Here is a 24,948-nt window from a genome sequence, read left to right on the forward strand (position 1 = left end):
AATCGAGACCGTCATCCCATTCTCGGCTCGGGGATTTCCCAGGTTCGGAACGCGCGCGGTACCTCGCGGGTCTGTCACCCCGGAGACACCCGCGCGGCGGCTCACGGGCCATGGGCGCTCGCCTGCTCGGGGGTTTCCACGAGGCCGTGACGACGCACGGCGTAGCGCATGCAAGCGACCCGGGGGAAACTCGTAGGGCTCAGGTGACGCGTCACCCCGCACGAGTCACACCAGGAAATCCCCCATGCACCGCAGACCTTTCTCCCGCCTCGTCTCCGTGGCCCTCTCGGGCCTTACGGCCGTGGGCCTCCTCACCGCCGCCGACACCCGCAAGCCCACGACGCAGTGGCTGGCCCGCCCCACCGAGGCCGCTCGAATCGCTCGCGTCGAACAGGGCCTCTCCCCCATCACGATTCCCGGCGATGAGCCGCGCCAGTTGTCGCTCACGCAGTGGATGGAGCTGTACGGCGTGCCCGGCGTGAGCATCGCCGTGTTCGACAAGGGCTCGCTCGTGTGGGCCAAGGCGTATGGCGTGAAGCACGCGGGCGGCACCGAGGCCGTCACCATCGACACGCTCTTCCAGGCCGCGTCCATCAGCAAGCCCGTGACGGCGATGGCGGCGATGCACCACGCGGAGAAGCGCAAGTGGTCGCTCGACGCGAACATCAACGACACGCTCATCTCGTGGAAGGTGCCGGACAACGAGTTCACGAAGGAGCAGAAGGTGACGCTGCGCCGGCTGCTCTCGCACAGCGCGGGCACGACGACGAGCGGCTTCGGCGGCTACGCCAGCAACATGCCCGTGCCCACCACGCAGCAGGTATTGGATGGCGAGAAGCCCGCGAACTCGTCCGCCGTGCGCGTGGACACCGTGCCCGGCACGCTGACGCGCTACAGCGGCGGCGGCACCACCATCGTCCAGCAGATGCTCGTGGACCAGCTCAAGAAGCCCTTCCCCGTCATCATGAAGGAGACCGTGCTCGCGCCGCTCGGCATGAAGAACAGCACCTTCGAGCAGCCCCTGCCCAAGGAGCTGGAGCCCCTCGCCGCCAGCGGCACCTACTCCGGTGGAAAGAGCGTCGAGGGACGCTGGCACACCTACCCGGAGATGGCTCCCGCCGGCCTGTGGACGACGCCGTCGGACCTCGCGCGCGTCGCGCTGGAGATGTCCAAGGCGACGAAGGGCCAGTCCCGCCGCGTGGTGTCCCAGGCGATGGCGAAGCAGATGCTCACCCGCCAGTCGGAGGCGTTCGGCATCGGCTTCATGCGTCGGCCCGGACAGGAATGGTTTGGTCACGGCGGAGGGAACGAGGGCTATCGCTGCTTCCTCATGGGCTTCGAGTCGGGCAGCGGCGTGGCCGTCATGACCAACTCGGATGACGGCTCGCGCCTCTTCGACCGCGTCATCGCGAGCGTGATGGCCGAGTACGGCTGGAAGGGCTACACCACCACTCCTGACAGCATCGGCATGACGACGGACCTGCTGGCGCGCCTCAAGGGTACTGACGCCGCGCTCACCTGGTTCAAGACGCGCAAGAGCACCGCCACGAAGGAGGACACCCAGGTGACCCCAGACGTCCTCAACGAGCTCGGCTACAGCCTGCTGCGCTCGGGCAAGGTGCCCGACGCGCTGAAGATGTTCGAGGCCAACGTGGAGCTGTACCCCACGAACGCCAACGTCCACGACAGCCTGGGCGAGGGCTACGCCGAGGCCGGCCGGAAGGACGACGCCATCCGGTCCTACAAGAAGGCGCTCGAGCTGAACCCGAAGAACGACAACGCCGTGAAGATGCTGGAGAAGCTGGGCGCGGCCTCGAAGTAGCGGGCGCTCCTCTCGCGGAGGATTGTTTCTGTTGCGGAAACAGTCCTCTGCCCGGCGCCCCATTTTTCGCGGCGGCCCAGGTCTCTACTGTTCCTCTTGTCAGCAACGCACGCCGCGCGAGACGCGGTGAACCCAAGAGGGAGTACGCCATGAGCGCCACCGTCCAGAAGACCCAGCCCGACACCATCGTCCTCGTCCACGGCATGTGGATGACGCCCCGAAGCTGGCCGGGGTGGATGGACCGATTCACGAAGGCGGCTACCGCGTCATCGCCCCGTCCTGGCCCGGCCTCGAAGTCGGCGTGGAAGCGCTCCAGAAGGACCCGACGCCGCTGGAGAACCTGCGCGTGAAGCAGATTGTCGACCACTACGAGCGCATCATCCGCGCGCTGCCCACCCCGCCCATCCTCATGGGCCACTCCTACGGCGGCGCCTTCGTGCAGATGCTGTTGGACCGTGGCGTGGGCGCCGCGGGCGTCGCCATCCACTCCGCGCCGGTGAAGGGCGTCTACACGCTGCCGTTCACCACCATCAAGTCGACGGCGTCCACGCTGCTCAACCCCGCCAACGTCAACCGCCCCGCGCCGATGACGCCCGCGCAGTTCCACTACGCCTTCACCAACACGCTGACGCAGGAGGAGTCGGACGAGGTGTACCGCACGCAGTACGTGCCGGGCTCGGGCCGCGCGCTCTTCCAGGGCGCCCTCGCCAACCTGACGCCGCACTCCGAAGTCACCGTCAATCTGAAGAACGACGAGCGCGCCCCGCTGCTGTTCCTCTCGGGCGACTCGGACATCATCCTGCCGGCGAAAATCCAGCGGGAGAACGTGAAGCGCTACGCGAAGTCGAAGGCGGTGACGGAGTACGTGGAGTTGAAGGGCCGCTCGCACTACACCGTGGCGCAGCCGGGCTGGGAGGCCGTCGCGGACCTGGCGCTCAACTGGGCCAAGGAGCACGCCACCGTTCGTAACTAGGGCCCACCCAGTCGGGCCACGAGCGTCTCCAGATTCGCGCGGGTCGTCTCGGCCTGCACGTAGTCGAACCGGAAGCCACACGCTCCGGAGTCGCAGGGTTCCAGGCCCTGCGTCCGGGTCGAGCACCCGGATGCCACGGCACAGCTCGCCTTGCGTGTGGGACAGAGCGCTCGCTTCGACAGCATCGCCAGCCTCAAGAAGGTCTCGAAGTCCTCTTGTGAGCGGAACACCTGACGGGCCTCCTCACCGGTGTCTCTGGCTCCAGGTGGAAGGAAGGTCACGGAGCTCGCCGTGCCGAGCAGCTCGGCGGTGGGATGACGCCGCCTCACGGGTATCGCGTCCTCCGCGAGGCTCAGCACGGGCGACGACGAGTCTCCCTCGTGCGGCGCGATGCGGAAGTGCGCGTTGTAGATGCCGGGCGCAATCTCACTCACGCAGGCATCCGTCCCTCCGCACGCGGTCTCCGTCGTCATGGGGAACACCGCCACGCGCCAGTGCTTGCACTTCGGACAGGAGACATCCACGCCGGGAAACGGCCAGCCCCTCGGTGGCGAGTGCACCGGGTCCGCCAACACCATGTCCACGTACTCCTGCGCATCCCTCACGTTCTCCTCGCGCAGCCCCTCCGCATCCAGCACGGGCCTGTCCGCGTCGACGAGCAGCGCGGGGTCATAGAGCACGAGCAGCAGGTCCTCGCACCCCTCGGAGATGCCACCCTCCCGACGCAGGCCCACGAGCTGGAGCGCGAGGGGCGTCGTCCGCGACAACTCCAGCTCCTCGTCCCCCCTCAAGTGGAACCGTCGGTGCACCAGGTCCACCTTCCGCTGGCTGCGTAGACTCGCGCTCACGTACTGACGCAAGAGCCCCACCGCGCAGTCCGTGCACTGCACCTCGCGCAGCGTCGCGTGGTGCGCCTCCCGCTCTGGTGCCGTCGCCACCGACACCTTCCTCGGCGCCCCCTGCTCCGGCATGCCTCGCAGCTTCGCCACCTTCGCCGTCATGACTCAGCTCCCGTGCAACAGTTCGAGCTGTCTCGATGTCTCCGCGTCCAGCCGCCCCGTGACGGCCAGGCCCGTGCGGTGCTGGAAGGCTCGGAGCGCGCTGCGCAGCTCCAGCGTCATCCGCCCCGTCGGCTCCAGCGCGTACCCCAGGTTGATGAGCCTCGCCTCCGCCCCCGCGACTCCGTCATCCGGCACGTCCTTCATGGGACGCAACGCGCCCAGCTCCAGCTCCCACCACTGGTCCTCGCACTCCAGTTCGGCACGGCTCGCGCTGAGCGGCACGCGCTGCACCAACAGGCCGTTGCCGTCCGTCTCCCCCTCCACCACTCGGGGCCCGAACAGCAGGAGATAGGGCTTGCTCGCCAACGGCGCGCCCACGTCATCCCGCAGCTCGACCCGCAGGTACCGGGCACTCGCCGCATCGAGCGTGAAGGGACGCGGCAACCCGGTGTAGAGCGGCATCTGACTCGGACGTGGCTCCGGAATCACCACCGTGTCGCCGGGATAGAGCACGCTCGGATTGGGCCGCTTGCGACGCAGCTCCGCATTGGCCGGATGCTCGTAGACCTGCCGGTAGTCCAGGATTCCGTAGCGCCGCGCGACCAACAACATGCACTCACCACGTCGGATGACATGGGTGGTGGACATGGTCTTCCCCCTCGTCGATGAAAGAGCCCCAACTCCTCCACCGCTCAGGAACGCTAGCCGAGGCCCGGCATTTCGCGGCATGCACCTCAGGGCATAGGGGCTTTCCCGCGACACACCCGGGTCCACACCGCCTACGCCCCCGCGTCGTTCAGCCTCGCCGCCTGCGTCAGCAGATAATTGCGCTCCGGAAGGCTCGTCGTGCGCTCCGCCGCCTTCCGGTAGTGCACCACCGCCGCCGCGTGCCTGCCCGCCCGCTCCAGCAGATGTGCACGCACCGCGTCGAGCCGATGGCTCCCCTCCAGCCGCCCCTCCGCGTCGAGCTTCTTCACCAGCGCCAACCCCACCTCCGGCCCCTGCACCATCGCCGTCGCGATGGCGTGGTTGAGCTCCACCATGGGGTTGTCGGACAGGCGCATCAACACCTCGTAGAGCGCCAGCACCTGCGGCCAGTCGGTGTCCTCCGCGCGCGCCGCCTCGTCATGCACGGCCGCGATGGCCGCCTGCACCTGGTACATCCCCACCGAGCCCTTCGACAGCGTCGCGGAGATGAGCGCGACGCCCTCCGCAATCATCCCCGCGTCCCACAGGCTCCGGTCCTGGACATCGAGCGGAATCAGCTCGCCCTCCGGCCCCGTCCTCGCCTTCCGGCGCGCGTCCGTGAGCAGCATCAGCGCGAGCAGTCCCGCCACCTCGCCGTCCTCCGGCAGGAGCAGGTGCAAGAGCCGCATCAGGCGAATCGCCTCGCCCGACAGGTCCGTGCGGTGCAGCTCCGGGCCCGAGCTCGCCGTGTAGCCCTCGTTGAAGATGAGGTAGAGCACCTGCAGCACCGTGCCCAGCCGCTGCGCGCTCTCCTCCGGCGTGGGCTTCTGGAACGGAATCCCGGAGCTCTTGATGCTCTGCTTGGCGCGGCTGATTCGCTGCGCCATCGTCGCCTCGGGGACGAGGAAGGCCTTGGCGATTTCAGCCGTCGTCAAGCCGCCCACCGCGCGCAGCGTCAGCGCTATCGCCGACGCCGTCGTCAGCGCCGGGTGACAGCATGTGAAGAGCAACGCGAGCGCGTCGTCCCGCCCCGTCACCTCGTCGCTGTCCAGCGCGAGCACGAGCTGGAGCTCCGGTGGCACCAGGCTGACCACCAGCTCCTCGCGATGGCGACGGGCCGCCTCCGCGCGCACGTGGTCCGTGATTCGCCTCGAGGCGACCTGAATCAACCAGGCACGCGGGTCGTCCGGAACGCCCTCGCGCGGCCACTGCAAGGCCGCCGCGAGCAGCGCTTCCTGGACCGCGTCCTCCGAGGCTCCGAAGTCCCGGAACTTTCGGATGATGGCGCCCAGCACCCGCGGCGCGTGCTCGCGCAGCAGGTGCTCCAGGTGACGTGGCTCCAACGTCACCCTCACATCGTGTCGGGGGGAGGACCGCTCATCACCTGCCGCACTTCGATGGACAGGTTGAGCGGCTTGCCGCCAGGCCCGGGGGCGGCGGAGGCCTCGGCGGCGATGGCGTAGGCGCGCTCGGGGCTGTCCACTTCGACAATCCAGTAGCCCGCCAGGAACTCCTTCGACTCCGGGAACACGCCGTCGGTGATGGGCTTGCCGTCCTCGCCAGCACGCACGCGCTTCGCCTGGTCGGGCCCCGCGAGGCCCTCGGCGCCCACCAGCTCACCGGCGGCTCCGAGCTTCTTCGCGAAGTTCATCATGAAGCCGATGTGCGCCTGGAGGTCCTTCTTCGGCCAGGTGGCGACCTGGTACGCACCGCCCGTCGGCGTGTTCATCATGAGCATGTACTTCATGGGGAGCTCCCTCTTTCTCGTGGCACCCGCGCTCCTTCATTGGCGCGCGTTCATCCGGATGTCGGAGCCAGGGGCGAGGTCTCGACATCCTTTTTGAAGATATTCGACCGACCTCCCAGGTCAGTGGAACAACCGTGCGTAATCCCACGAGAAATGCGCGGCGCGTCGACGTCCGGCGCGACGCGTCGAGGGGTGGATTTCAGAGCACCTTGCCCGGATTGAGGATGCCCAAGGGGTCCATCGCGCCCTTCAGGCGGCGGTGCAGGCGCAGCCCCTCCTCCCCGAGCTGCCGGCCCAGGAAGGACTGCTTGAGCGCGCCCACTCCGTGCTCTCCGGTGATGGTGCCGCCCAGGTCCAACGCGGCGCCGAGGATGTCGTCGAACGCTCCTCGCGCCCGCTCCAGCGCCGCCGCGTCCTGACGGTCGAAGACGACGGTGGGGTGCATGTTCCCATCCCCCGCGTGGCCGAAGGTGCCCACGAGGACGCCCCGGTCGGCGGCGATGCGCTCGACGGCGGCGAGCAGCTCCGGGATTCGCGACAGCGGCACGCCCACGTCGTCCAGCAGCGTGGCGCCCTGCCGCTCCAGCGCGGGGTACGCGAGGCGGCGCGCGGTGAGGAGCAGCTCGCCCTCGGCTTCGTCCGACGAGTGCGTGACGAAGGTCGCCCCGGTGGCGTCGCAGCAGGCCGCCATGGCCTCGATTTCCGCCACGCCCTGCTCGCCGCCCGCGTCCGAGCGCGCCAGGAGGAACGCGGCGGCGTCCACGTCCAACCCCAGCGGCTTGTAGGCCTCCACGGCTCGACACGTGGGCTGGTCCATCAGCTCCAGCATCGACGGGCGCGTGCGCGCCATGATGTCCGTGACGGCCGCTCCCGCGCCCCCGAGCGTGGGGAAGGTGGCCACCAGCGTCGTCGCCTTCGGCGGCTTGGGGCGCAGCTTCAGCGTCGCCTCGGTGATGACGCCCAGCGTGCCCTCCGAGCCGACGAACAGGCGCGTCAGGTCATAGCCCGCCACGTTCTTCACCGTGCGCCCGCCCGTGCGCACCACCGAGCCATCCGCGAGCACCACTTCGAGCCCCAGCACCGCGTCCCCTGTCACGCCGTACTTCACGCAGCACAGGCCGCCCGCGTTGGTGGCCAGGTTGCCACCCAGGCTGGAGAACTCCCAGCTCGCCGGGTCTGGCGCGTACCAGAGTCCGTGCGCCGCCGCGGCGGCCTTCACCTCCGCGTTCAACACACCGGGCTGCACGACGGCGAGCATCCCCTTCGCGTCGACCTCCAGCACGCGGTTCATCCGCATCAGCGACAGGACGATGCACCCATCGAGCGCGTTCGCCCCACCGGACAGTCCGGAGCCCGCGCCGCGCGGCACCACGGGGATTCGGTGTGCCGAGGCGATGCGCATCACCGCGCGCACGTCATCCGTGCACGTTGCGCGCACGAGGACCTGGGGGACTCCGGCGGGAGCCCACTCGGCCTGGTCCCTGCGGTGCGCGTCGAGGATGTCCGCGTCGGTGACGAGCGCTTCGGGGGGGAGTACCGCCGCAAGCTCTCGCAACAGGGTTGCGTTTCTGTTGGCCGTCACGGGGCGGCCTCCTGACTTGGGGTGGCCGTGAAGGCACACGGCGCCAGTCCGCTCATCGCGCGGTCTCCATTGGTACGGAGACAGACGCACGATAGAAGCCCTCGATGTGCTCGCGCAGCAGCGCGGCGGCACCCGCCGCATCGCCCCGCTCCACCGCGTCCAACATGGTCGCGTGTTCATCCGCGAGCCGCTTGAGCACGTCTGGCCCTTCAGTCCCCAGCGCGTCGAGCAGGTGTCTCGCCATCGCATCTCGCAGCGCGAGCATCACCAGGTGCATGGCCCGGTTGCCGGACGCCGCCACCAGCTCCACATGGAAGCGCACGTCCGCTTCGTGGAACGACTCCGCCGTGACGCCCGGCCGCCGCATCTCGTCCAGCGCCGCACGCGCCGCGTCCAGGTGCGTTCGATCCGCGCGCCGCGCCGCCCGCTCCAGCGCCGCTGACTCCAGCACGCACCGCAAGTCGACCAGGTCCTCCAGCGATGCCAGCCGCAGCCGCACCACGTGCGTCAGCGCCTCGCTCAGCAGCCCGCTCGCCGCCCTGGCCACCAGCCCCTTCCCCTTGCCCACCACCAACCCCTGGGCCTGGAGCGCCCGGAGGGCTTCGCGCACCGAGGCCCGGCTCACCCCGAACTGCTCCGCCAGCTCCCGCTCCGGTGGCAGCGAGTCCCCCGGTGGCATCCCGCCGCTCAGGATGGCCTCCCGAATCCGCTCCGCCACCTGGAGATACAAGGGGTTACGAACCACCGCCTGGAACGTCCGTCCGGAAACCATGGCGGACAGACTACCTGATTGACTGATGGTCAGACCAGCGGTGACGATACGCCGGTCGTTCGTTCAGACCCTCATCGGAGGCGACATTCATGGCCAAGGTCCTGATGCTTGCAGGCGACGCGGCGGAGTCCCTGGAGGTGCTGTACCCGTACCAGCGGCTGCTGGAGGAGGGTTACGAGGTCCACCTCGCGGCCCCGTCGAAGAAGAAGCTCCAGTTCGTGGTGCATGACTTCGTGGACGGCTTCGACACGTACACGGAGAAGCCTGGCTACACGTGGCAGGCCGACCTGGCCTTCTCGGAGGTGAAGCCGGCCGACTATGTGGCGCTCGTCATCCCCGGAGGACGTGCCCCCGAGTACATCCGCAACGACGCCGACTGCCAGCGCATCGTCCGGCACTTCTTCGAGAAGAACCAACCCGTGGCCCACATCTGCCATGGCCCGCTGCTGCTCACCGCGGTCGGTGTCCTCAAGGGCCGCAAGAGCGCCGCGTATCCCGCACTGCAGCTCGACGTGCGGGGCGCCGGCGCGGAGTTCATCGACTCCTCCGCCGTCGTCGACGGGAACATGGTCTCCGCACGCGCCTGGCCGGACCACCCGGCCTGGATGCGAGAGTTCATGAAGATTCTGCGCGCCAAGGCCCCCGTGGCCTGAGCCGCCGTCGCTGAAGCGAAGCAGCCAGTCCGCTGGCACCTGGAGGCCTCCCAAGTGGGGGCCTTCTTCGTTTGTGGTGCAGGAATTCGAGCAAGGGCCTTTCAGCCCGGCTGCTCTCCCATCGGCCTCGCTTTTGTAATGATTTTGGGGGCGAGGGGGCGTTTTCTAACGATTTCCGCAATCTTCTAACAGATTCATAGGGGATAGTGCCGGCCCTATCGGTTCTTCAAAGCACTGCGCGCCTGCAATCCGCTGAAAAAGGCAGGTCAAAAACCTACCCTCGCTTGAAGGGGGCCCCATGTTCCTGAGCAGAGGCATCCCCATCGGGTACGCGAAAGCCATCGCGGATCATCGCCTCGATGTCGTGCCTCCCCATCAGCTCTCGGCCTGCGCGGGCTCGGTCAAGCATGTGCGGAGCAGCAACGGGCGCGAGTTCGTCACCTACCCGAGTTCATACGACCCGGGTCCAGCGCTTTGTGACCACTTGGAGTTCGCGCTCAAGCACGAAGGCATCTCCCTGGAGGTGCTCGCCGCATTGTTCCGCGCGGTGAACCAGGGACCTTTCGAGGACGAGCTGTCACGCCACATCCAGGCACGCCCCACTGGTCAGAACACCCGTCGGCTCTGGTTTCTCTATGAGTTCCTCACGGGGCGCCGGCTTCCACTCGAGGACGTGACCACGGGCAACTACGTCGAGTTGCTTGACCCGAAGCGCTACTACACAGCGGCGCCCATCAAGAGCCGGCGACATCGCGTGCGCGACAACCTCCTGGGCAATGTGGACCTCTGCCCCATGGTGCGCCGTACGCCCATCCTTCAGGAGTTCGAGGCGAAGCGGCTCGCGAACGAGGCGGCGCTCATCGTTCAGTCCTACGACGTCGATGCCCTCCGCCGCGCCGTCGACTACCTCTACACCAAGGAGACCCGCTCCTCTTTCAACATCGAGCGGGAGACCCCCAGCCAGCAACGCGCCGCGCGGTTCGTCTCCCTCCTGCGTGAGCTCCCAGCGTGGGAGTCCCTGGACGAGGCCGCGCTGGTCCACATGCAGAATGTCATCGTGGAACGCTTCGCGGAGAAGGGTTACCGCGAAGAGCAGAACTATGTCGGAGAGTCCGTCGGCGTAGGTCTGCGGCAGCGTGTCCATTTCATTCCGCCACAGCGCAAGATGGTCCCGCGATTGATGGCGGGACTGCTGTCCTCACTGGACCGAATGATGGCTTCCAGCGTGGACCCCATCGTTCATGCGGCCGCCATCTCCTTTGGCTTCGTCTTCATCCACCCTTTCGAGGACGGCAATGGACGACTCCACAGACTGCTCATCCACTACATCCTCTCCAGGGCCGGGTTCACCCCTCAGGGGCTCATCTTCCCCATCTCCGCGGTCATGTTGCAGAGGAAGGACCAGTACGACGCATGCCTCGAGTCCTTCTCCAAGCCGCTGATGAAGCTCATCGACTACGCGGTGAACGAGAAGGGACTCCTGACGGTGAAGGGCAAGACGAGCGGCTTCTATCGCTACGTCGACTTCACGCGCATGGCGGAGGACCTCTACCGCTGGACGGAAGAGACCATCCGTACGGAGTTCCGCGACGAGTTGGACTTCGTCGTCCGCTACCGTGAGGCCCGCCCGAAACTCGACGGCATCGTCGAGATGCCGGACACGCTGCGCAACCGCTTCGTCCAGTTCTGCCTCCAGAATGGAGGGCACTTGTCCAAGCAGAAGCGCACCAGATACTTCAGCAACCTGACCGACAAAGAGGTCCATGCACTGGAGAAGGTCGTCCAGAAGTACCTGATGCCTCGTGCCAAGGCCCCTGTGGCCTGAGCCGCCGTCACACAGCAGAACGCCGTGGCCCCTCCCCCGAGAGACCACGGCGTCCACCCCACCTGCTCTGTGTCTCCGTCGGAACGCAGGACATCTGACTGTGCTTCACGAACAGGGCTTCACTCCGCCGCGCCCGGAGACCTAGCGCGACTGACCGTCGTGCTTCTGGCGGTAGATGCGGCGGTTGAGCTGGTTCTGCTCGCGCTGGATGCTCGCGCGCTCCCGTGCATCGAGCCGGCCGTCATCCGCGCGCGCCTGGCGGATATCCCGCCGGAGCTCCCGGTGCTGATGCTGGAGCCGCACCGCCTCGCGCCCCGTCAGCTCCCCGCTCTTCACGCCCTGGACGATGCGCGCCTGCTGGCTCACCTGCCGACGGTCCGCCTTCGCCGCGCTCGCGGGAAGCGCCACCAACAGCCCCAGCACCAACGTCCCCACGGCCCACAGGTTCTTCTTCATGGCAGTCCTCCTGTCCGCGGGCCGGCCGGGCCGGCTCGCGCTGTATGGAAGTACCAACCCAGCGCCCCAGAAAAAGTCGCGCGGCCCCTTGAGCCCGAGCCGCACGAGGCCACGCTCCGGCGGGTGCGCTATCCTCGCCCGCCCGAGCCATGGCCGAGGACGCCCCCACCCCTCCCGCGCGGCGCGCTTCGTCGTCCGACGACCTGTCCCTCCCCCGGCTCCTCCTCCTCAGCGCCTGGAGCGTGGTGCTGGATGCGGTGAGCCGGCTGGGAGATTTGCTCGTGCTCGCGTGGCGTCCCCGGCTGGTGCCCGCGTACCTGCGGCTGTGGCTGCGCGAGGTGCGCGTCTCGCCCTACCGCCCGCGTCGCTCCTTCGAGTTGATCCGCGTCCTGCGCGCCAGCGGCCAGGACTTCCACGAGCTGATGTACGGCGAGACGCCGGTGCACACCGCGCTGTCGCTCTTCCGGAAGGCCGGCGTGACGAAGGGCTCCCTGCTGGTGGACCTGGGCGCGGGACGCGGGAGGACCCTGCTCGCCGCGCGCTGGCTGGGCGCGGAGGCGCTGGGCATCGAGCTGCTCGAAGAACACGTCGTGCTCGCCTCGGAAGCCCTGGCCAGGACGGGCGCGGTGCTGCGCCAGGGGGACGCCACCCGGGAGGACGGAGCGCTGACTGACGCCACCCACGTCCTGGTCAACTGGACAGCCCTCTCCCCGGAAACCCGGGCCCGGCTCATCGCTCGCCTGCGCGCCTGCCGCCCCGGCACCCGCATCCTCACCGTCACCCGCCCCGTGGAAGCCCCCGGCTTCACCGTCCTCTCCCGCCATCGCGCCCTCTTCACCTGGGGCGTCGAGTCCGTCTGGATTCACGAAGTCCAAGGAGCTGGCACTCCCGAGCCCGGGCCAGAAGCCCCGTTTTGAGATGCAAACACTCCCGCCCCCCGCGCGAGCGCATCCGACTCAACGGTGACTTCCGCTCGTGACGGCTCCATGCCTAGGCTCGCCGGCTCGATGCCGGTGGGACGGGCGCGGTCCCCCGACTTGCTCCCGCCGGATACGAATCAGGTCCCCAGGTCCCCGGGGCGCACAGGAGCAGACTCACATGAAGGCATGGATGGCCGTGGCGATGCTGGCGGTGGTTCCCCTCGTCGGATGTGGCGGCTCGCGCGAGCTGAACCGCGCGAAGGCGGAGGCGAACGTGCTGCGCAAGGACACGGAGACGCTGCGCGCGGAGAACGAGGCCCTCAAGACGAAGGTCGGCGAGTTGGAGGGCGACCTGGCCAACGTGTCCAAGGAGCGCGACGAGCTGAAGGTCGCCGCCGAGCAGGCCGCCGCGGCCGCCGAAGCCGCCGCCGTCCCCGCGTCCGGCAAGAAGCGCAAGAAGTAGCGCGTGACGCCGATGACCGGGACGCGCACCACGGCGGTCCATGTGCACGAAGGCTGTGACGTGTACGTGGGCCGCGCCTTCCGCGCGTGGGTGAAGCCGAGCCCCACCAACCCCGTGCCCGGTCGCTTCGGCAACCCCTTCAAGCCCGGAGGCGTCGGCACTCCGGGCGCCATGTGGAAGAAGTACTTCGTCCCCTGGCTCGGCGCGCTGCTGGAGGCCGAGCAGCAGACAGTCCACGCGGAGGCCCTGCGTCGCATGGGCCCGGACGTGGACCCCTTCGAGTCCTACCGCTGGTATCTGGAGCTGCGCACCCGGCATGACGCCGCCTGGCGCGAGGACGTGCTCGCGCTGCGGGGCAAGCGACTGGGCTGCTGGTGCAAACCCGGCCCCTGTCATGCCGACGTGCTGGTGTCCTGGCTCGACGCGCGGCGCTGACGGTCAGAAGGTGGAGCGCAGCCACGCGCGCCAGCCCACGACGGTGCGCACCCGGGCCACCGCGTCGCGATGCGCCCTGCGCGCCACCGGATGCGTCTGGAAGCCCGGCATGCACTGCTCCGCCGTGCGCAGCGCTTCCCTCGCGGCCCGAGCACCCGACGTCCGCGCCGCGTGCACCGTCCTGGCGAGGCCCAGGACGAGCTTCAGCAGGCCGTCCTCCGGAGAGTGCTTCACCTCCAGCAGCGCAGTGCTGAGTGCATCCCCGTCGTCCCGAAGCGCGGTGAGGAAGGCTCGCCACACCCGCAGGTCCCCGGCCAGGACGCTCTCTTTCTCTTCCGACAGCGTCAGCCCCAGGGACAGGGCCGCCTCGGCCTCCTCGCGGTGCCCCCGCGCGTAGCCGCACACGAGCACGTTCAACATCATCCAGGCGCGCAGCTCCCCGGTGGGCCGCTCCCGCCAGTCACGCAGCCAACGCCACGCCCGTGCCCGGCGCTGCTGCTTCATCAGCGCATAACCCATGGCGCCCCAGGTCCGCGCATGCGCGCGCAGCAGGCCCGGGTACAAGAAGAGGAACAGCGCCAGCAGGACGGTGCGCCCCAGCTCGCCCATCCGCTCCACGTACACGCCCAGGGCCTCGACACCCGCGGCGCTCCCGGAAGCCAGCGCGCGCAGCCGGCCCCACGCCCGCCACGTCCATGTCCGCTCGGCGTGCTGGAGCGCCCAGGCTCGCGCCAACGTCTCCGATGCATCGACTCCCTGCGTCGCCAGCGCCGCGTCCACCGCGCGCTCCATCACCGAGTTCCAACCCCGCGAGCGCATGGCCTCCACGCAGCGCTCCAGTGACCAGGTGCTGCTGCCCAGCGACGCCAACGTCAGCTCCACGTGCCGCCGGGCCGCCGCCGCGTCGTTCCGGGCGCAGGCCAGTTGCACCGCGCGCACCTCCAAGAGCACCTCCGGCGCATGGCCGCGCGCCGCGTCCAGTGCCTGGGCCGCCTCGTCCAGCCGGCCTTTGCCCAGCAGCGCGTCGAAGAGGTGCGTCGCCGCGTAGGCGTAATCTGGCGCCAGCTCCAGCGCGCGCCTCCACCCGACGATGGCGCCCTCCACCTCTCCCGCCTCCGCGAGCACCTCCGCCCACTGCACGTGCGCCACGGGTGAATCAGGGCTCAACTTCACCAGGGCCTCACGGGCCCGCCGGAGGAGCACGTCGTCCCGGAGCGACTCCGCCCACTCGCCCAGCGTCTGCCAGCCCCAGCCGTAGAGGGGCTCCTCCTGGAGCAACGCCTCCATCGCCTGCACCGCGTCGCGCTGCGCGCCCTTCTCGAAGAGCACCCACGCGGCCCGGCCCCGCAGCGCCAGGGGGAGCGCGCCGCCGTAGGCCGCGGGAGCACAGGCCGCCAGCGCCTCGTCGAAGCGCCCCGCCTCCACCAGCGTCCGCGCCCGGGCGTCATGCGCGTCATCCATGCGAGGCGAGGACTCCAGCGCCCCATCCAGCAGCGCCAGCCGCTCCTCGCGCGAGGCTTCACCCTCCGCCTCCAGCAGCTCCGCGAGCGCCAGTCTCGCGAGTTCCTCCGGCATTGGCCGCGCGCAGATTTCCCGCGCGAAGGCCACCGCGTCCGCCTTGCGCTCCCGCTCCTCCGCCCACTCCTGCAACCGCGCCCAACCCCATCCGTAGGAGGGGTCCAACCGCAGCGCCTCGAAGAGCCGCTCCAGCGCCAGGTCGTGCTCCTCCGAGCGCCACAGCAGGTCCGCCAGGTAGCCCCGAGTCACGCCGTCGCGCGGATTCTCGCGGCCCACCCGCTCCAGCACCTCGCGCGCCCGCAGCGGCTCGCCCATGCGCTCCAGCAGCTCCGACAGCTCGCACGCGGGCCGCGTCCAGCCCGGCGAGTGCCGACACGCCGCCTCCAACGCCTCGCGCTCTCCGGCCGCGTCCTCGCGCGCCCGGTGCACCAGCGCGCGCTCCAGCCACACTGGAGACAGCAGCGAGAAGCGCGTGGTGGCCTGCTCCGCCACGCGTGCCGCGGTATCCAGCTCCCGCGCGCGGAGCAGGTGACGCAGCCGCGCCACCCACGCCTCCCAGCAGTCGGGGTGCCGCTGGAGCAGGGCCTCCAGACATGCGCCCTGCTCCTCCAGCGACAACTCGTCGCGCGACACCTGCTCGAAGGCCAGCACCGTGTCATCGAGCTGGGCCATGCCCTCCAGCGCGTCGCGCATGAAGGTCAGCGAGGCCCGCCGCTCCTCGGGCGTCGTCGCCAGTCCCATCAGCGCGCGCATCCCCAGCCGCGAGGGCTGGAGCCGCAGCGACTCGCGGTAGGCGACGTCCGCCTCCGCGTTGCGGCCACACGCCTCCAGAATCTGTCCCCGGCTGTAGTGCAGCCCCGGGTTGCGAGGCTCCAGCACCTCCGCGCGCGCCAGCTCCTCCAGCGCCTCCTCGCGACGGCCCTGCTCCGACAACAGGCCCGCGCGCTCACGCCGCGCCCACGCATCCTCCGGGTGCACGGCGAGGAAGGACTCCAGTGCGTCGAAGACCGCCGACGGCTCGTGCTCCCGCGTCCACATGACTCGCAGCTGCAACAGGCCCGCGTGCCTCGGATAGCGCTCGCACGTCGCATCCAGGTGCGCCTTCGCCTCCGGAGCACGGCCCAAATCCGTGAGCAACCGCACCCGCTCCCGATGCGCATCCGCGGGCAGCGGCTCCCGGGCGAGCACCTGCTCCCAGTGCGCAAGCGACTCCGCCAGCTCACCCCGCTGGGATGCCAGGGTCGCCGCGGCGCGCTGCCAGTCCACGTCCCGCACCCGGCCCTCGGCTGAACGCAGGTGGCGCGACGCCGCCTCCGCGTCACCGACTCGCGCGGACAGCTCCGCGGCGAAGAGGGACAGCTCCCCATCCTCGGGCCGCAGCGCGCACGCCTGCTCCAGCACGGCGTGCGCGTCCTCGGGCCGGCTCAGCGACTCCAGCGCGCGGCACAGCGTGCGCGCGGGCCCCCCGTTGAGCGCCCCGAAGCGCTCGAAGCGGTCCTTCACGAAGGCCAGCGCGCGCGCCGTCTCGCCGCGCGCCTGGGCCGCCTCGAAGTAGCTCCAGGCATGGCCCTCGCTCAGCTTCTCCAGGCACGCCGCCGCGCGGTACAGGCGCAGCGCCTCATCGCGGCGAAGCTGCGAGTCCCGCAACCGCGCCAGCGAGCGATACGCGGGCGCGAAGGTGGGGTGCACGCGCAGGGTGCGCGCCAGCAGTCGCTCCGCCTCGGCCTCCTCGCGCGCGTCCGTCATCGACTCGGCCGCCAGCGCGTGCCACAGCAGCGGATGCGCCTTCTTGTCCCGGGCACGCTCGCGCAGCACGGGGAGCAGCTCGTCGCGGCGCCCCAGCTCGTTCAGGCAACCCAGCCACGACATCAGGTAGTTGACGTTGTCGGGGTACGCCTCGCGCAGCCCGCTCAGCGCCGCCAGCGCGTCCGGAGTGCTGTCGTCGTAGGTCGCGAGCGCGCGCGTCGCCTGCCACGTCAGCCGGTGGCCGGGCGCGTCGCGCTCCATCGACTCCAGCGCGCCCTTCGCCGCCACCCGGTCATTGGCCACCAGCGCCGCGTCCACCCGGTGGAGCGCGTCGTACAGCGAGGCCTCGGGCAGCTCCACCGCGTCCAGCCGCGCGGCCTGCGCCATGGGCACCAGCGCCATGCCGCGCGGGCCACAGGAGGCGAAGTGCGCCAGCGCCTTCTCCGTGTCGAACTCGACGAGGTGGCGCGTGGACGGGTCCCTCACCAGCAGCGTGCCCCGGCGCTCGTCGTAGCCCACCACCGCCTGCAAGTGGCTGCTGCCCGGCTCCTGCGTGGTGAGCGTGAAGGCGATGCCCTGGTCCAACAGCGCGCGGGCGCTGTCCCAGGTGACGCGGAACTCGCGCACGTGCCACCCCGTGGTCGCCGCCCAGTGCCGCTCCTGGTACGCGGGCGTCCCGTCGTAGCAGATGGACTCCGCCACCTGCAGGTGCTCCACCGGCACGTCCCACAGCGCCGCCACCGAGGCCAGCGTCGCGGGCGCGCACGTCTTGTGGTGCTGCCGCACGAAGCGCACGGGCAACAACCGCTTACGGCCCTCCGCGTTCGCCTCCATCCGCGCCGCCACCTGCTGGTGGAAGGGCGAGCCGCTCAACTGGGACAGCTCGATGGCCCGCGCCACGTCTCCGCGCAGGTACATCGTGTCGGAGCACATCGCCATCAGCAGGCCGAAGTTCTTCGACTCCAGCCTCGGCGCCAGCAGCAGCGTCCGCTCCCAGCTCGCCCACGCGTCGTCATACAGGCCCAGCTCTTCTTGAAGCCGCGCGAGCTGTCCCGACACCGCCGAGCACTCCAGTCGCGCCGACGCGGTGGACAGCAACTCCAGCGCCTCCGCGTCCTGTCCCAGGTGCGTGAGCAGGCTCGCCGCCGTGTGCACGGCCGGGCGATAGAAGGGGTGAAGAGCGAGCGCGTGCTTCGCCGAGTCGAGCGCCTCTTCGCGCCGGTCCTGCTCCTCCAGCAGCGACGCGCGGACCACGTGCACCCAGGGATGCTCGGGAACCAGGGTGAGCGCTTCGTTCATCCAGCGCTCCGCGTCCTCGAAGTCGCGCAGCACGACGAGCGCCTCGGCGCGCGCGAGCAGCAGGTCCGAGCGCTGCTCCAGCGACGCGGCCTCCAGGTCCACCGGGCCCTCGAGGAAGTCCAGCACGGCCAGCGGACCCCTGCGGCGCTGGAGCAGCTCCGAAAAGTAGTAGCGGGCCTCCGCGTCACGAGGTGACTCACGGAAGGCCCGCGTCCACTGGAGCCAGGCCGCGCGCGAGGCGCCGAGCTGATGCAACAGGCGCCCCGCCAGTACCCGCGCCCGGGCCCCGGTCCACCGCTCCAGGGGCACGCCCGCTTCGGTCAACCGGTACGCCTGGAGGTAGAGGCCCTGGTCGTAGAGGCTCCGCACCTGGGCGTACAGCTCGGGCGTCACGCATCCGACGGGTTGATTCGAGAGGAGCAACGGGGCTGGGGAGAGCACGGAGGACGGTGTCGGATCAGGGCGCATCGGCGGTTGAGGACGCCACGAGGAGGACCGCCTGACAGCGACCGCTCAGCCCTCCCGACGCACTCGACATCCTAGCCCCGTCCGGCGTGTCGGCGGGCCTGCGCCGACATGTCGAAAACCGTGTCGGAGGCCTCATCCTTTGGGAATTCCCTGGGAGAGCAGCCTCGAAGTGCCCGGCACGCGCGCTGCACTGAGGGAGGGCACAGGGGGCAAGCAGCCTCACGGCGCCTTCCGCACCGTGACGACGCCCTCTTCATCCAGGAGCAAGTCATGCCCGAAGTGACCATCGACAAGCCGGCCCAGCCCAAGGCGTCTCCCGATTCGACGGAGAGCCTCGCCGCCACCCTCGTCAATCAGACGCAGGGCGACCTCGTGCTCGTGAACTCGAACACCAACGAGCAGTGGTCCATCCCGCCCCCGAACATCATCTCCGCCGGTCAGTCCGGGCAGTTCTGCAGCCCTGGCGACTTCAGCAATCCCGCCGCTGGCAACGTCACGTACAAGGCGAGCGCGGTGAACAACGCGACCTTCACGCTCACCTGGACCATTCCCTCCGTGGGCGCCAATCACATCAACTGGCAGACGAGCCCGGGGCTGAGCGCGCAGGAGAGCGGCTCGATGAGCGGCTGGAACATCTCCGCCTCCTGGTTCATCAGCGGCTGAGCACTCCGTGTGCGTGGGGGATTGATGGCGGCCCTGCCAGACTGGCATGAGACCCAGGCTCATCATGTCCCCCACGCTCGCCGATGTGTCCACCGCCGCCGTGCCGGAGCGTGGCGGTGGCCCACAGGGGCTTCGCCTCGCGCCGGCCCTCACCGTCATCTCCCATCCGGTGCCCCGGCGCGTCGGCGAGCGACTGCGCCTCGACGCTCTCACCACGGGCCGCGAGGTGTCCCTGTCTCGCAACGGGCCGGACTTCACGCGCCCCGGCTTCGCGTTGGGACAGCCGCTGAATGACCCGTTCATCAGCCGCAAGCCGCTGGTGCTCTCTCCCGGTGGGAGGCCCGGGAGCGTACGGCTGACGAGCCCCGACGGGGGCACGCGGGTGGCGCTCGCGGGCTCGGTGCTGGAAGGGACGTGGGAGCTGTCCGAGGAGGAGCTGACCACGGGCGTCCCGCTGGAGTTGGGCGGGCGCGTGGTGCTGCTGCTGCACCTCATGGAGCCGGGCGATGAGGCGCCCGCGCCGGATGCGCTCGGCATGGTGGGCGAGAGCACGGGCGTGCGCCGCCTGCGCCGACACATCGAGCGCGTGGCGGACCTGGACGTGCCGGTGCTCATCCGGGGCGAGACGGGCACGGGCAAGGAGCACGTGGCCCAGGCCATCCATCAGCGGAGTCGTCGACGCGAGGGCCGCTTCCTCAGCATCAACCTGGGCGCCATTCCCAAGGAACTGGCCGCCGCCGAGTTGTTCGGGACGCAGAAGGGCGCATACACGGGAGCGACGCAGAGCCGCGATGGCTTCTTCCGCGCCGCGCACGGAGGCACGCTCTTCCTGGACGAAGTGGGCGAGGCGCCGCCCGAGGTGCAGGTGCTGCTGCTGCGCGTGCTGGAGACGGGCGAGCTGTTCCCCGTCGGAGGCACCACGCCCATCGCAGTGGACGTGCGCCTGCTCGCCGCGACGGACGCGGACCTGGACGCGCGCATTCGCGACGGGAGATTCAAGGCCCCGCTGCTGCATCGGCTCGCGGGCTATGACCTCCACGTGCCCCCGCTGCGGGAGCGGCGCGAGGACCTGGGGCGCCTCTTCTTCCACTTCGCCCGCGAGGAGCTGACGGCGCTGGGCGAGGCGCACCGGCTGGACAACGACGACGCGTACGCGGAGCCGTGGTTGCCCGCGCCGCTCGCGACGCGACTGGTGCGCTTCCCGTGGCCTGGGAACATCCGCCAGCTTCGCAACCTCGCCCGGCAGCTCGTCATCGGCAGCCGGGGACAGCCGAGTCTCCAGGCGGAGCCGCGACTGGAGCAGGAGCTGGAGCTCGCCGCCGGAGTCGCGCCCGGTGCCGCAATCCCACCCTCCAGCGACGGGCCGCGCGCTGTCGAGCCCCCTGCCCCGCGCCGCAAGGCATCCCAGGTGACGGAGCAGGAGCTGCTGGGCGCGCTGCGTGAGCATGCGTGGGACTTGAAGGCCACCGCCGAGGCGCTGGGGATTCCCCGGCCATCGCTCTACGACCTCATCGACAAGAGCCCGAACCTGCGCACCGCGGGGGACTTGAGCGCGGAGGAAATCACCCGCGCCTTCGAGGCACACGCGGGGGACCTGGATGCGATGGCGCGAGGACTCGAGGTCTCTCGCAGGGCCCTGGGCCGGCGCTTGAAGGAGCTGGGCCTGACGCCTCGCGCGGAGTGATTCGCGTCCCTGCTCCAAGGCGCGCCGTGCGCGCGTGGCACGGTGCGTGCTGCGGAGACGGCGACACTGTTTCGATGGAAGGGTGTGAACGTGAGGAACGGAAGCCAGGTGGTGGTGGGGATGTTGCTCGTCGCGGGTTGGGTGGCGTGTGCGACGCGGACGCGTGAGCCGGTGAGCGCGACGGAAGCGGGGCAAGCGTCCATGGCGCTCGACGCGCCGGGCATTCAAGCCAAGAGCAAGAACGGCTGCGCGGTCGACGCGTGTCCGGCGGATGGAGGAACGAACTGCCTGGACATCGCCGTCACGGCCACCTCCGCGGGCAAGGGTTTCAACCCCAAGCCGGGCAAGGGTGGCTGGAAGATGTGCTCGGGACAGGGACTGGTGCTCAGCTCGCTGATGGACAAGGGCCTCTGTGTCGACCTGCGCGACGTCAGCACGAGTGGTGATGGTGGCGTCGTCATGCGGACGAGCCTCTCCAGCGAGGGCAACTGGGAGGGCACCTCGCTCCCTCCTGGCAAGTACTGCTTGAGCCTCTGCGACAGCGAGACCAACGACTGTTCCCAGGGGTGCAAGAAGTCAGACTGTGACGTGCAGGATGAACAGACCATCCGAGGCAACATCGACGTCGTCACCAAGGTGCCCGAGCCCCACGGCGCGCACTGAGTCAACGAGCCAGATGGGAGTTGTCGTCGAGCGCCCGAGCCAGTTCTTCGAGCGCCTCACGACGCCTCCGCGGACTCGCCTTTCCGCCGCTGGAGAGCCCTGCCCGCGCCAGCCCCAATCGCGCGCGCAGGGCCCGTGCACGTGGCCAGCCGGGCCTCTCCACCAGCGCCGCGTCCGCGAGCACCACGCCTTGCTCCAGCACCTTCCCACCCTCCTGGCCAAGCCACTGCCCGCGCTCCAGACAGAAGTGGCCGAAGGCAACGCGGTGCTCGGGCTGAGCGGGCTCCAGTTCAATGGCCTTGCTGAAGGCCTTCTCCGCTTCCGTGAAGTCCTCCGCTCGCGCCCGTCCTCGTCGCGCCCTCGACAAGGCCTCGGTGGCCAGCGCCTCTCCCAGCACGCGCCACGCCTGTGCCTGCTTCGGGTTCAGTTCCAGCGCGCGGCGCAGGGCCTTCGTCGCCTCGGCCAACTCCGGGCCCGGTGGGCGCCCCTGCCCCAACCTCCACGCCGCCTCCACCTGGAGCGCGGTGCCCAGGTTCATCCAGGGCTGCGGCAGGTCTGGCACCCGCGCCAGTGCATCCTTCAACGCGAGACGCGCCGCGCTCACCTCGGCCTCGGGTGACGTCCCCTCCCACACGCGGGTCCCCGCGCGCCAGGCGTGGACCTCGCCCACGTTGTTCTGTCCGTAGCCCTGGGCCGGCGCCAGTGAGATGGCGGCATCGAACGCCTGGAGCGCCTCGCGAAGCAGCGGCTCCACGTCACCGCCTCGCTCCCAGCGCAGCTTCGCCTGCTCGAACCACACCGTGCCCAGGCCGTTGTGCAGCGGTGGCAGCTTCGGGTTGATGGCCACGCCCTTGCGGTAGGCCTCCAGCGCCCGCTCCAACGCCGGCTCCGCGTCCTTCCCCGAGTCCCGCAGCCTCGCGGCCCGCGCGAGCTGCACCTCGCCCAGGTAGAACCACGGCACCACATGGTCGGGATTGCTGGACGACGCGCGCTCCAGCGAGGACGCGGCCCTGTCCAGGTCGTCCGCCGGATTCACGGCGCGCGGATGGGAGGACCGGGACAGGTACTCGGTGCCCAGGTTGATCCACGCCTCCGTCCGGCGTGTATCCAGCGAGACAGCCCGCTCGAACGAGGCGATGGCCCTCTCCCGGTAGGGCAACGAGTCGCCTCCGGCACCCTCCTCGTGGTCCGCCCACACGCGGAACACCTGTCCCAGGTCCGCGTGGAAGTCGTAGTCGCGGGCCTCGGGAGCAATCCGTTCGAAGGCGGCGGTGGCCTCGCGCAGCGACTCGCGAGGATCCAACCCCTTCTCCTGTCGGAAGCGCGCTCGCTGCCAGTGGGCCAGGGCCAGCTCATGCAGCACGCGCGGCCCGGCCGGCGCCAGCTCCACCGCGCGCCGGGCCGACGTCAGCGCCTTGTCCAACAGCGGCTCCACCTCGCCACCGTGTCGAGCATGGTGCTCGGCGAGCCGGCGATGAAAGCCCGCCTCCAGCTCATGCGCCTCCGCGTCATCGGGCGCGAGCACGAGCGCCCGGGACACCGCCTCCACGCCCTTCGCGTAGTGCGCCGCCACATCCCCCTGGCCATACAGCGCCACGAGGAGCGCCCACCCCTCCAGGTGCGCCAGCGCGCGATGAACGGAGGGCACGCTGCGGCCGATGTCCGCCGCGCGCGCGTAGGCCCGTCGCCCCTCCTCGAAGTCCGCGAGCGCGCCCTCCCGATTCCCCGTGTTCCATCGGCTCGCCCCTCTCGTCAGCAGGATGTCTCCGCGCAGCAGCGGCGCCTCGTGGAACCAGGGCAGTCGCGTGCCCAGCGCGTCCAGCCTGGCCAGCGCCTCGTCCGACTTGTTCTCGAAGAAGGCGAGCAGCGCCGCGACGTACTCGGGTGCGGGGACCTCCGCGCCCTCGCTGCGACGCAGGAACTCACGGGCCGGAGTGCCGAAGCGCGAGTCGGCCTCACGCGAGCGGGCCTCGCGAGTCCCCGCGTCCCGCACCCGCTCCGCCTCCAGTCGCGCCCGCTGGTACAGATGCCCCAGCACCAGCGCCAGCGAGTACGCCACGCGAGGCTCCGTGGCCCCCGCCTTCCACGCGGCCTCCAGGTGCACTCGCGCCTGGTCATCCTCACCGAGCGCGAGGAAGCCGCGCCCCAGCGCATAGTGTCCCGGCCCTTGAGCCAGAGGGCCCGCGTCCCGCATCGCCGCCTCCAGCTCGTGCATCCGCGCGCGCAGCGCCTGTCGGTCAGGACGCGTGTCATGCGCGGGCGACGTGCCCGAATAGCGGGCCTGGGCCTCGATGCGCTCCACCTGCTCCGTGAAGCGGCGGGCCAGGGCCTCGCGCTCGAAGACTTCGCGACGGGCGAGCACGCCCTGCCCCACCGCGAGCGTCACCACGAACACCGCCCCCGTGCCCACCACCACGGAGCGCCGGTGTCTGCGCAACCACTTGCGCGCGCGGTAGCCCGGCCCCGTGCGAGCCAGCACGGGCGCGCCCTCGAGGAAGCGGTCCAGGTCCTCCGCCAGCTCACGCGCCGAGCCGTAGCGCGCCGAGCGCTCCTTCTCCAGGCACTTGAGGGTGATGGCCTCCAGGTCCACGGGGATATCGCGGTCCAGGGCGCGAGGAGGACGGGGCTCCACCGTGGCGATGCGTCCGAGCACCTCCAACCCGTTCTCCCCGGGGATGGGAGGCGTACCCGTCAGCAGCGCATAGAGCGTGGCTCCCAGGCTGTACACATCCGCGCGCCGGTCCAGCCGGGCCACCTCGCCCCGGGCCTGCTCGGGCGACATGTAGTGCGGCGTGCCGAGCACCGTCCCCGTCGCGGTGGCCCCTTCCTTCCAGTCCCGCGCGAGCCCGAAGTCCATCACGTACGGTGTCAGCGTTCCGTCGAGTGCACGCTCCACCAATATATTGGAGGGTTTGATGTCCCGATGGATGAGGCCCGCGCGGTGCGCGGCGTGGACGCCCTCGGCCGCTTCACGCAGCACACGGGCCTTCTGTTCGACGGACAGCGTCTCCACGAGGGCATTCAGGGGCTGCCCTTCCACGTACCGCATGGCGATGTAGACGCGGCCCTGGACCTCGCCCACTTCGTACACTTCACAGACGCTCGGGTGCGAGACACGCGCCTGGGCCCGAGCCTCCGAGACGAAGCGACGGACCAACTCCGGCTCGTCGCCGCGCACGAACTTCAGCGCGACGTGGCGACGCAGGCCCGGGTCCCACGCCAGGAACACGCGGCCCATGCCGCCCTGCCCCAGGAAGCGCACGGGCGTGTAGCGCTCCCAACCCGGCAGGGGAAAGGCCGGCGCGTCCGGACCGGCCGTCACGGGAGCCACCTCGGGCTCCCCCGTCGTGGGCCGCCCTCCCGTCGGAGGCCCCGCCGGCGCGACCTCTGTCCGCGTCAACCGGAGGGCCGACGCATAGGTGTCCTCGGAGATACGACCCCGCTCCCTGAGCAGGTCCAAGGGACGGCGCCCCTCGCGCGCGGCCTCCAGGCGCAAGGCATCTGCTTCATCCCGGGAGATCAGCCCCTCCGCGAGCGCATGGCGCAGCTCGGCATCCTCTTGCTCGCTCAC

19 protein-coding genes are annotated in these 24,948 nt (G+C 70.1%); 10 read left to right on the plus strand and 9 right to left on the minus strand.

Going from position 1 to position 24,948, the window contains the following annotated elements:
* Positions 1–244 precede the first annotated feature (244 nt).
* Both G4D83_RS31655 and G4D83_RS31660 read left to right on the plus strand, forming a co-directional pair.
* Positions 245–1,822, plus strand: a complete 1,578-nt coding sequence (locus G4D83_RS31655) for a serine hydrolase (protein WP_163868589.1) — start codon at positions 245–247, stop codon at positions 1,820–1,822.
* A gap of 205 nt (positions 1,823–2,027) precedes the next feature.
* Positions 2,028–2,795: an alpha/beta hydrolase gene (locus G4D83_RS31660; protein WP_205522759.1), complete on the plus strand. Its 768-nt coding sequence runs from the start codon at positions 2,028–2,030 to the stop codon at positions 2,793–2,795.
* Here the strand turns inward: G4D83_RS31660 and G4D83_RS31665 are convergent.
* From G4D83_RS31665 to G4D83_RS31690, 6 genes are all read right to left on the minus strand, one after another.
* Positions 2,792–3,796, minus strand: coding sequence for a hypothetical protein (locus G4D83_RS31665; RefSeq protein WP_163868590.1), 1,005 nt, complete (start codon positions 3,794–3,796; stop codon positions 2,792–2,794). The genes G4D83_RS31660 and G4D83_RS31665 overlap by 4 nt on opposite strands.
* Before the next feature lie 3 nt (positions 3,797–3,799).
* Positions 3,800–4,444, minus strand: a complete 645-nt coding sequence (locus G4D83_RS31670) for a peptidoglycan-binding domain-containing protein (protein ID WP_163868591.1) — start codon at positions 4,442–4,444, stop codon at positions 3,800–3,802.
* Between the two features lie 131 nt (positions 4,445–4,575).
* Positions 4,576–5,832 carry an RNA polymerase sigma factor gene (locus G4D83_RS31675; protein WP_163868592.1) on the minus strand — a complete coding sequence of 419 codons (1,257 nt, stop codon included), beginning with the start codon at positions 5,830–5,832 and terminating at the stop codon, positions 4,576–4,578.
* 2 nt (positions 5,833–5,834) lie between these two features.
* Complete coding sequence (locus G4D83_RS31680; protein ID WP_163868593.1) at positions 5,835–6,230, minus strand: YciI family protein; 396 nt, start codon at positions 6,228–6,230, stop codon at positions 5,835–5,837.
* Positions 6,231–6,429: 199 nt separating this feature from the next.
* Positions 6,430–7,812, minus strand: coding sequence for an FAD-binding oxidoreductase (locus G4D83_RS31685; protein WP_205522760.1), 1,383 nt, complete (start codon positions 7,810–7,812; stop codon positions 6,430–6,432).
* A gap of 52 nt (positions 7,813–7,864) precedes the next feature.
* On the minus strand, positions 7,865–8,584 hold the full coding sequence (locus tag G4D83_RS31690) for a FadR/GntR family transcriptional regulator (protein ID WP_163868594.1): 720 nt from the start codon (positions 8,582–8,584) through the stop codon (positions 7,865–7,867).
* 89 nt (positions 8,585–8,673) lie between these two features.
* On the opposite strand from G4D83_RS31690, the gene G4D83_RS31695 reads away from it, so the two are divergent.
* Positions 8,674–9,237: a DJ-1/PfpI family protein gene (locus tag G4D83_RS31695; RefSeq protein ID WP_163868595.1), complete on the plus strand. Its 564-nt coding sequence runs from the start codon at positions 8,674–8,676 to the stop codon at positions 9,235–9,237.
* Positions 9,238–9,535: 298 nt separating this feature from the next.
* Positions 9,536–11,062: a Fic family protein gene (locus G4D83_RS31700; protein ID WP_163868596.1), complete on the plus strand. Its 1,527-nt coding sequence runs from the start codon at positions 9,536–9,538 to the stop codon at positions 11,060–11,062.
* A 141-nt stretch (positions 11,063–11,203) separates the two neighbouring features.
* Here the strand turns inward: G4D83_RS31700 and G4D83_RS31705 are convergent, their stop codons facing one another.
* Positions 11,204–11,518 carry a hypothetical protein gene (locus G4D83_RS31705; protein WP_163868597.1) on the minus strand — a complete coding sequence of 105 codons (315 nt, stop codon included), beginning with the start codon at positions 11,516–11,518 and terminating at the stop codon, positions 11,204–11,206.
* Positions 11,519–11,667: 149 nt separating this feature from the next.
* On the opposite strand from G4D83_RS31705, the gene G4D83_RS31710 reads away from it, so the two are divergent.
* The 3 genes from G4D83_RS31710 to G4D83_RS31720 all read left to right on the plus strand — a co-directional run bounded on the left by G4D83_RS31710 (position 11,668) and on the right by G4D83_RS31720 (position 13,336).
* Positions 11,668–12,435 carry a class I SAM-dependent methyltransferase gene (locus G4D83_RS31710; RefSeq protein WP_163868598.1) on the plus strand — a complete coding sequence of 256 codons (768 nt, stop codon included), beginning with the start codon at positions 11,668–11,670 and terminating at the stop codon, positions 12,433–12,435.
* Positions 12,436–12,616: 181 nt separating this feature from the next.
* A complete protein-coding gene (locus G4D83_RS31715) occupies positions 12,617–12,901 on the plus strand; it encodes a hypothetical protein (protein WP_163868599.1) in 285 nt (94 codons plus the stop codon).
* 12 nt (positions 12,902–12,913) lie between these two features.
* The gene (locus G4D83_RS31720; protein WP_163868717.1) at positions 12,914–13,336 is read left to right on the plus strand and encodes a DUF4326 domain-containing protein; all 423 of its coding nucleotides are present in this window, start codon (positions 12,914–12,916) and stop codon (positions 13,334–13,336) included.
* A gap of 3 nt (positions 13,337–13,339) precedes the next feature.
* Here G4D83_RS31720 and G4D83_RS46980 read toward each other — a convergent pair whose 3' ends face one another.
* Positions 13,340–18,292: a C39 family peptidase gene (locus G4D83_RS46980; RefSeq protein ID WP_163868600.1), complete on the minus strand. Its 4,953-nt coding sequence runs from the start codon at positions 18,290–18,292 to the stop codon at positions 13,340–13,342.
* A 345-nt stretch (positions 18,293–18,637) separates the two neighbouring features.
* Here G4D83_RS46980 and G4D83_RS31730 point away from each other — a divergent pair, with 345 nt between their 5' ends.
* The 3 genes from G4D83_RS31730 to G4D83_RS31740 all read left to right on the plus strand — a co-directional run bounded on the left by G4D83_RS31730 (position 18,638) and on the right by G4D83_RS31740 (position 21,377).
* Complete coding sequence (locus tag G4D83_RS31730; RefSeq protein ID WP_163868601.1) at positions 18,638–19,030, plus strand: hypothetical protein; 393 nt, start codon at positions 18,638–18,640, stop codon at positions 19,028–19,030.
* 64 nt (positions 19,031–19,094) lie between these two features.
* Complete coding sequence (locus tag G4D83_RS31735; protein WP_163868602.1) at positions 19,095–20,714, plus strand: sigma 54-interacting transcriptional regulator; 1,620 nt, start codon at positions 19,095–19,097, stop codon at positions 20,712–20,714.
* Between the two features lie 90 nt (positions 20,715–20,804).
* Positions 20,805–21,377 carry a hypothetical protein gene (locus G4D83_RS31740; protein WP_163868603.1) on the plus strand — a complete coding sequence of 191 codons (573 nt, stop codon included), beginning with the start codon at positions 20,805–20,807 and terminating at the stop codon, positions 21,375–21,377.
* 1 nt (position 21,378) lies between these two features.
* Here G4D83_RS31740 and G4D83_RS31745 read toward each other — a convergent pair whose 3' ends face one another.
* Positions 21,379–24,948: a serine/threonine-protein kinase gene (locus G4D83_RS31745; RefSeq protein ID WP_163868604.1), complete on the minus strand. Its 3,570-nt coding sequence runs from the start codon at positions 24,946–24,948 to the stop codon at positions 21,379–21,381.

The organism is Myxococcus eversor, from assembly GCF_010894455.1.
Lineage (GTDB): Bacteria > Myxococcota > Myxococcia > Myxococcales > Myxococcaceae > Myxococcus > Myxococcus eversor.

What these genes read in the sequence shown, in the direction of transcription:
- G4D83_RS31655 (WP_163868589.1), top strand. Translation starts at nt 245, where the DNA reads ATGCACCGCAGACCTTTCTCCCGCCTCGTCTCCGTGGCCCTCTCGGGC.
- G4D83_RS31665 (WP_163868590.1), bottom strand. Translation starts at nt 3,796, where the DNA reads ATGACGGCGAAGGTGGCGAAGCTGCGAGGCATGCCGGAGCAGGGGGCG.
- G4D83_RS31670 (WP_163868591.1), bottom strand. Translation starts at nt 4,444, where the DNA reads ATGTCCACCACCCATGTCATCCGACGTGGTGAGTGCATGTTGTTGGTC.
- G4D83_RS31680 (WP_163868593.1), bottom strand. Translation starts at nt 6,230, where the DNA reads ATGAAGTACATGCTCATGATGAACACGCCGACGGGCGGTGCGTACCAG.
- G4D83_RS31690 (WP_163868594.1), bottom strand. Translation starts at nt 8,584, where the DNA reads ATGGTTTCCGGACGGACGTTCCAGGCGGTGGTTCGTAACCCCTTGTAT.
- G4D83_RS31695 (WP_163868595.1), top strand. Translation starts at nt 8,674, where the DNA reads ATGGCCAAGGTCCTGATGCTTGCAGGCGACGCGGCGGAGTCCCTGGAG.
- G4D83_RS31700 (WP_163868596.1), top strand. Translation starts at nt 9,536, where the DNA reads ATGTTCCTGAGCAGAGGCATCCCCATCGGGTACGCGAAAGCCATCGCG.
- G4D83_RS31705 (WP_163868597.1), bottom strand. Translation starts at nt 11,518, where the DNA reads ATGAAGAAGAACCTGTGGGCCGTGGGGACGTTGGTGCTGGGGCTGTTG.
- G4D83_RS31710 (WP_163868598.1), top strand. Translation starts at nt 11,668, where the DNA reads ATGGCCGAGGACGCCCCCACCCCTCCCGCGCGGCGCGCTTCGTCGTCC.
- G4D83_RS31715 (WP_163868599.1), top strand. Translation starts at nt 12,617, where the DNA reads ATGAAGGCATGGATGGCCGTGGCGATGCTGGCGGTGGTTCCCCTCGTC.
- G4D83_RS31720 (WP_163868717.1), top strand. Translation starts at nt 12,914, where the DNA reads ATGACCGGGACGCGCACCACGGCGGTCCATGTGCACGAAGGCTGTGAC.
- G4D83_RS31730 (WP_163868601.1), top strand. Translation starts at nt 18,638, where the DNA reads ATGCCCGAAGTGACCATCGACAAGCCGGCCCAGCCCAAGGCGTCTCCC.
- G4D83_RS31735 (WP_163868602.1), top strand. Translation starts at nt 19,095, where the DNA reads ATGTCCCCCACGCTCGCCGATGTGTCCACCGCCGCCGTGCCGGAGCGT.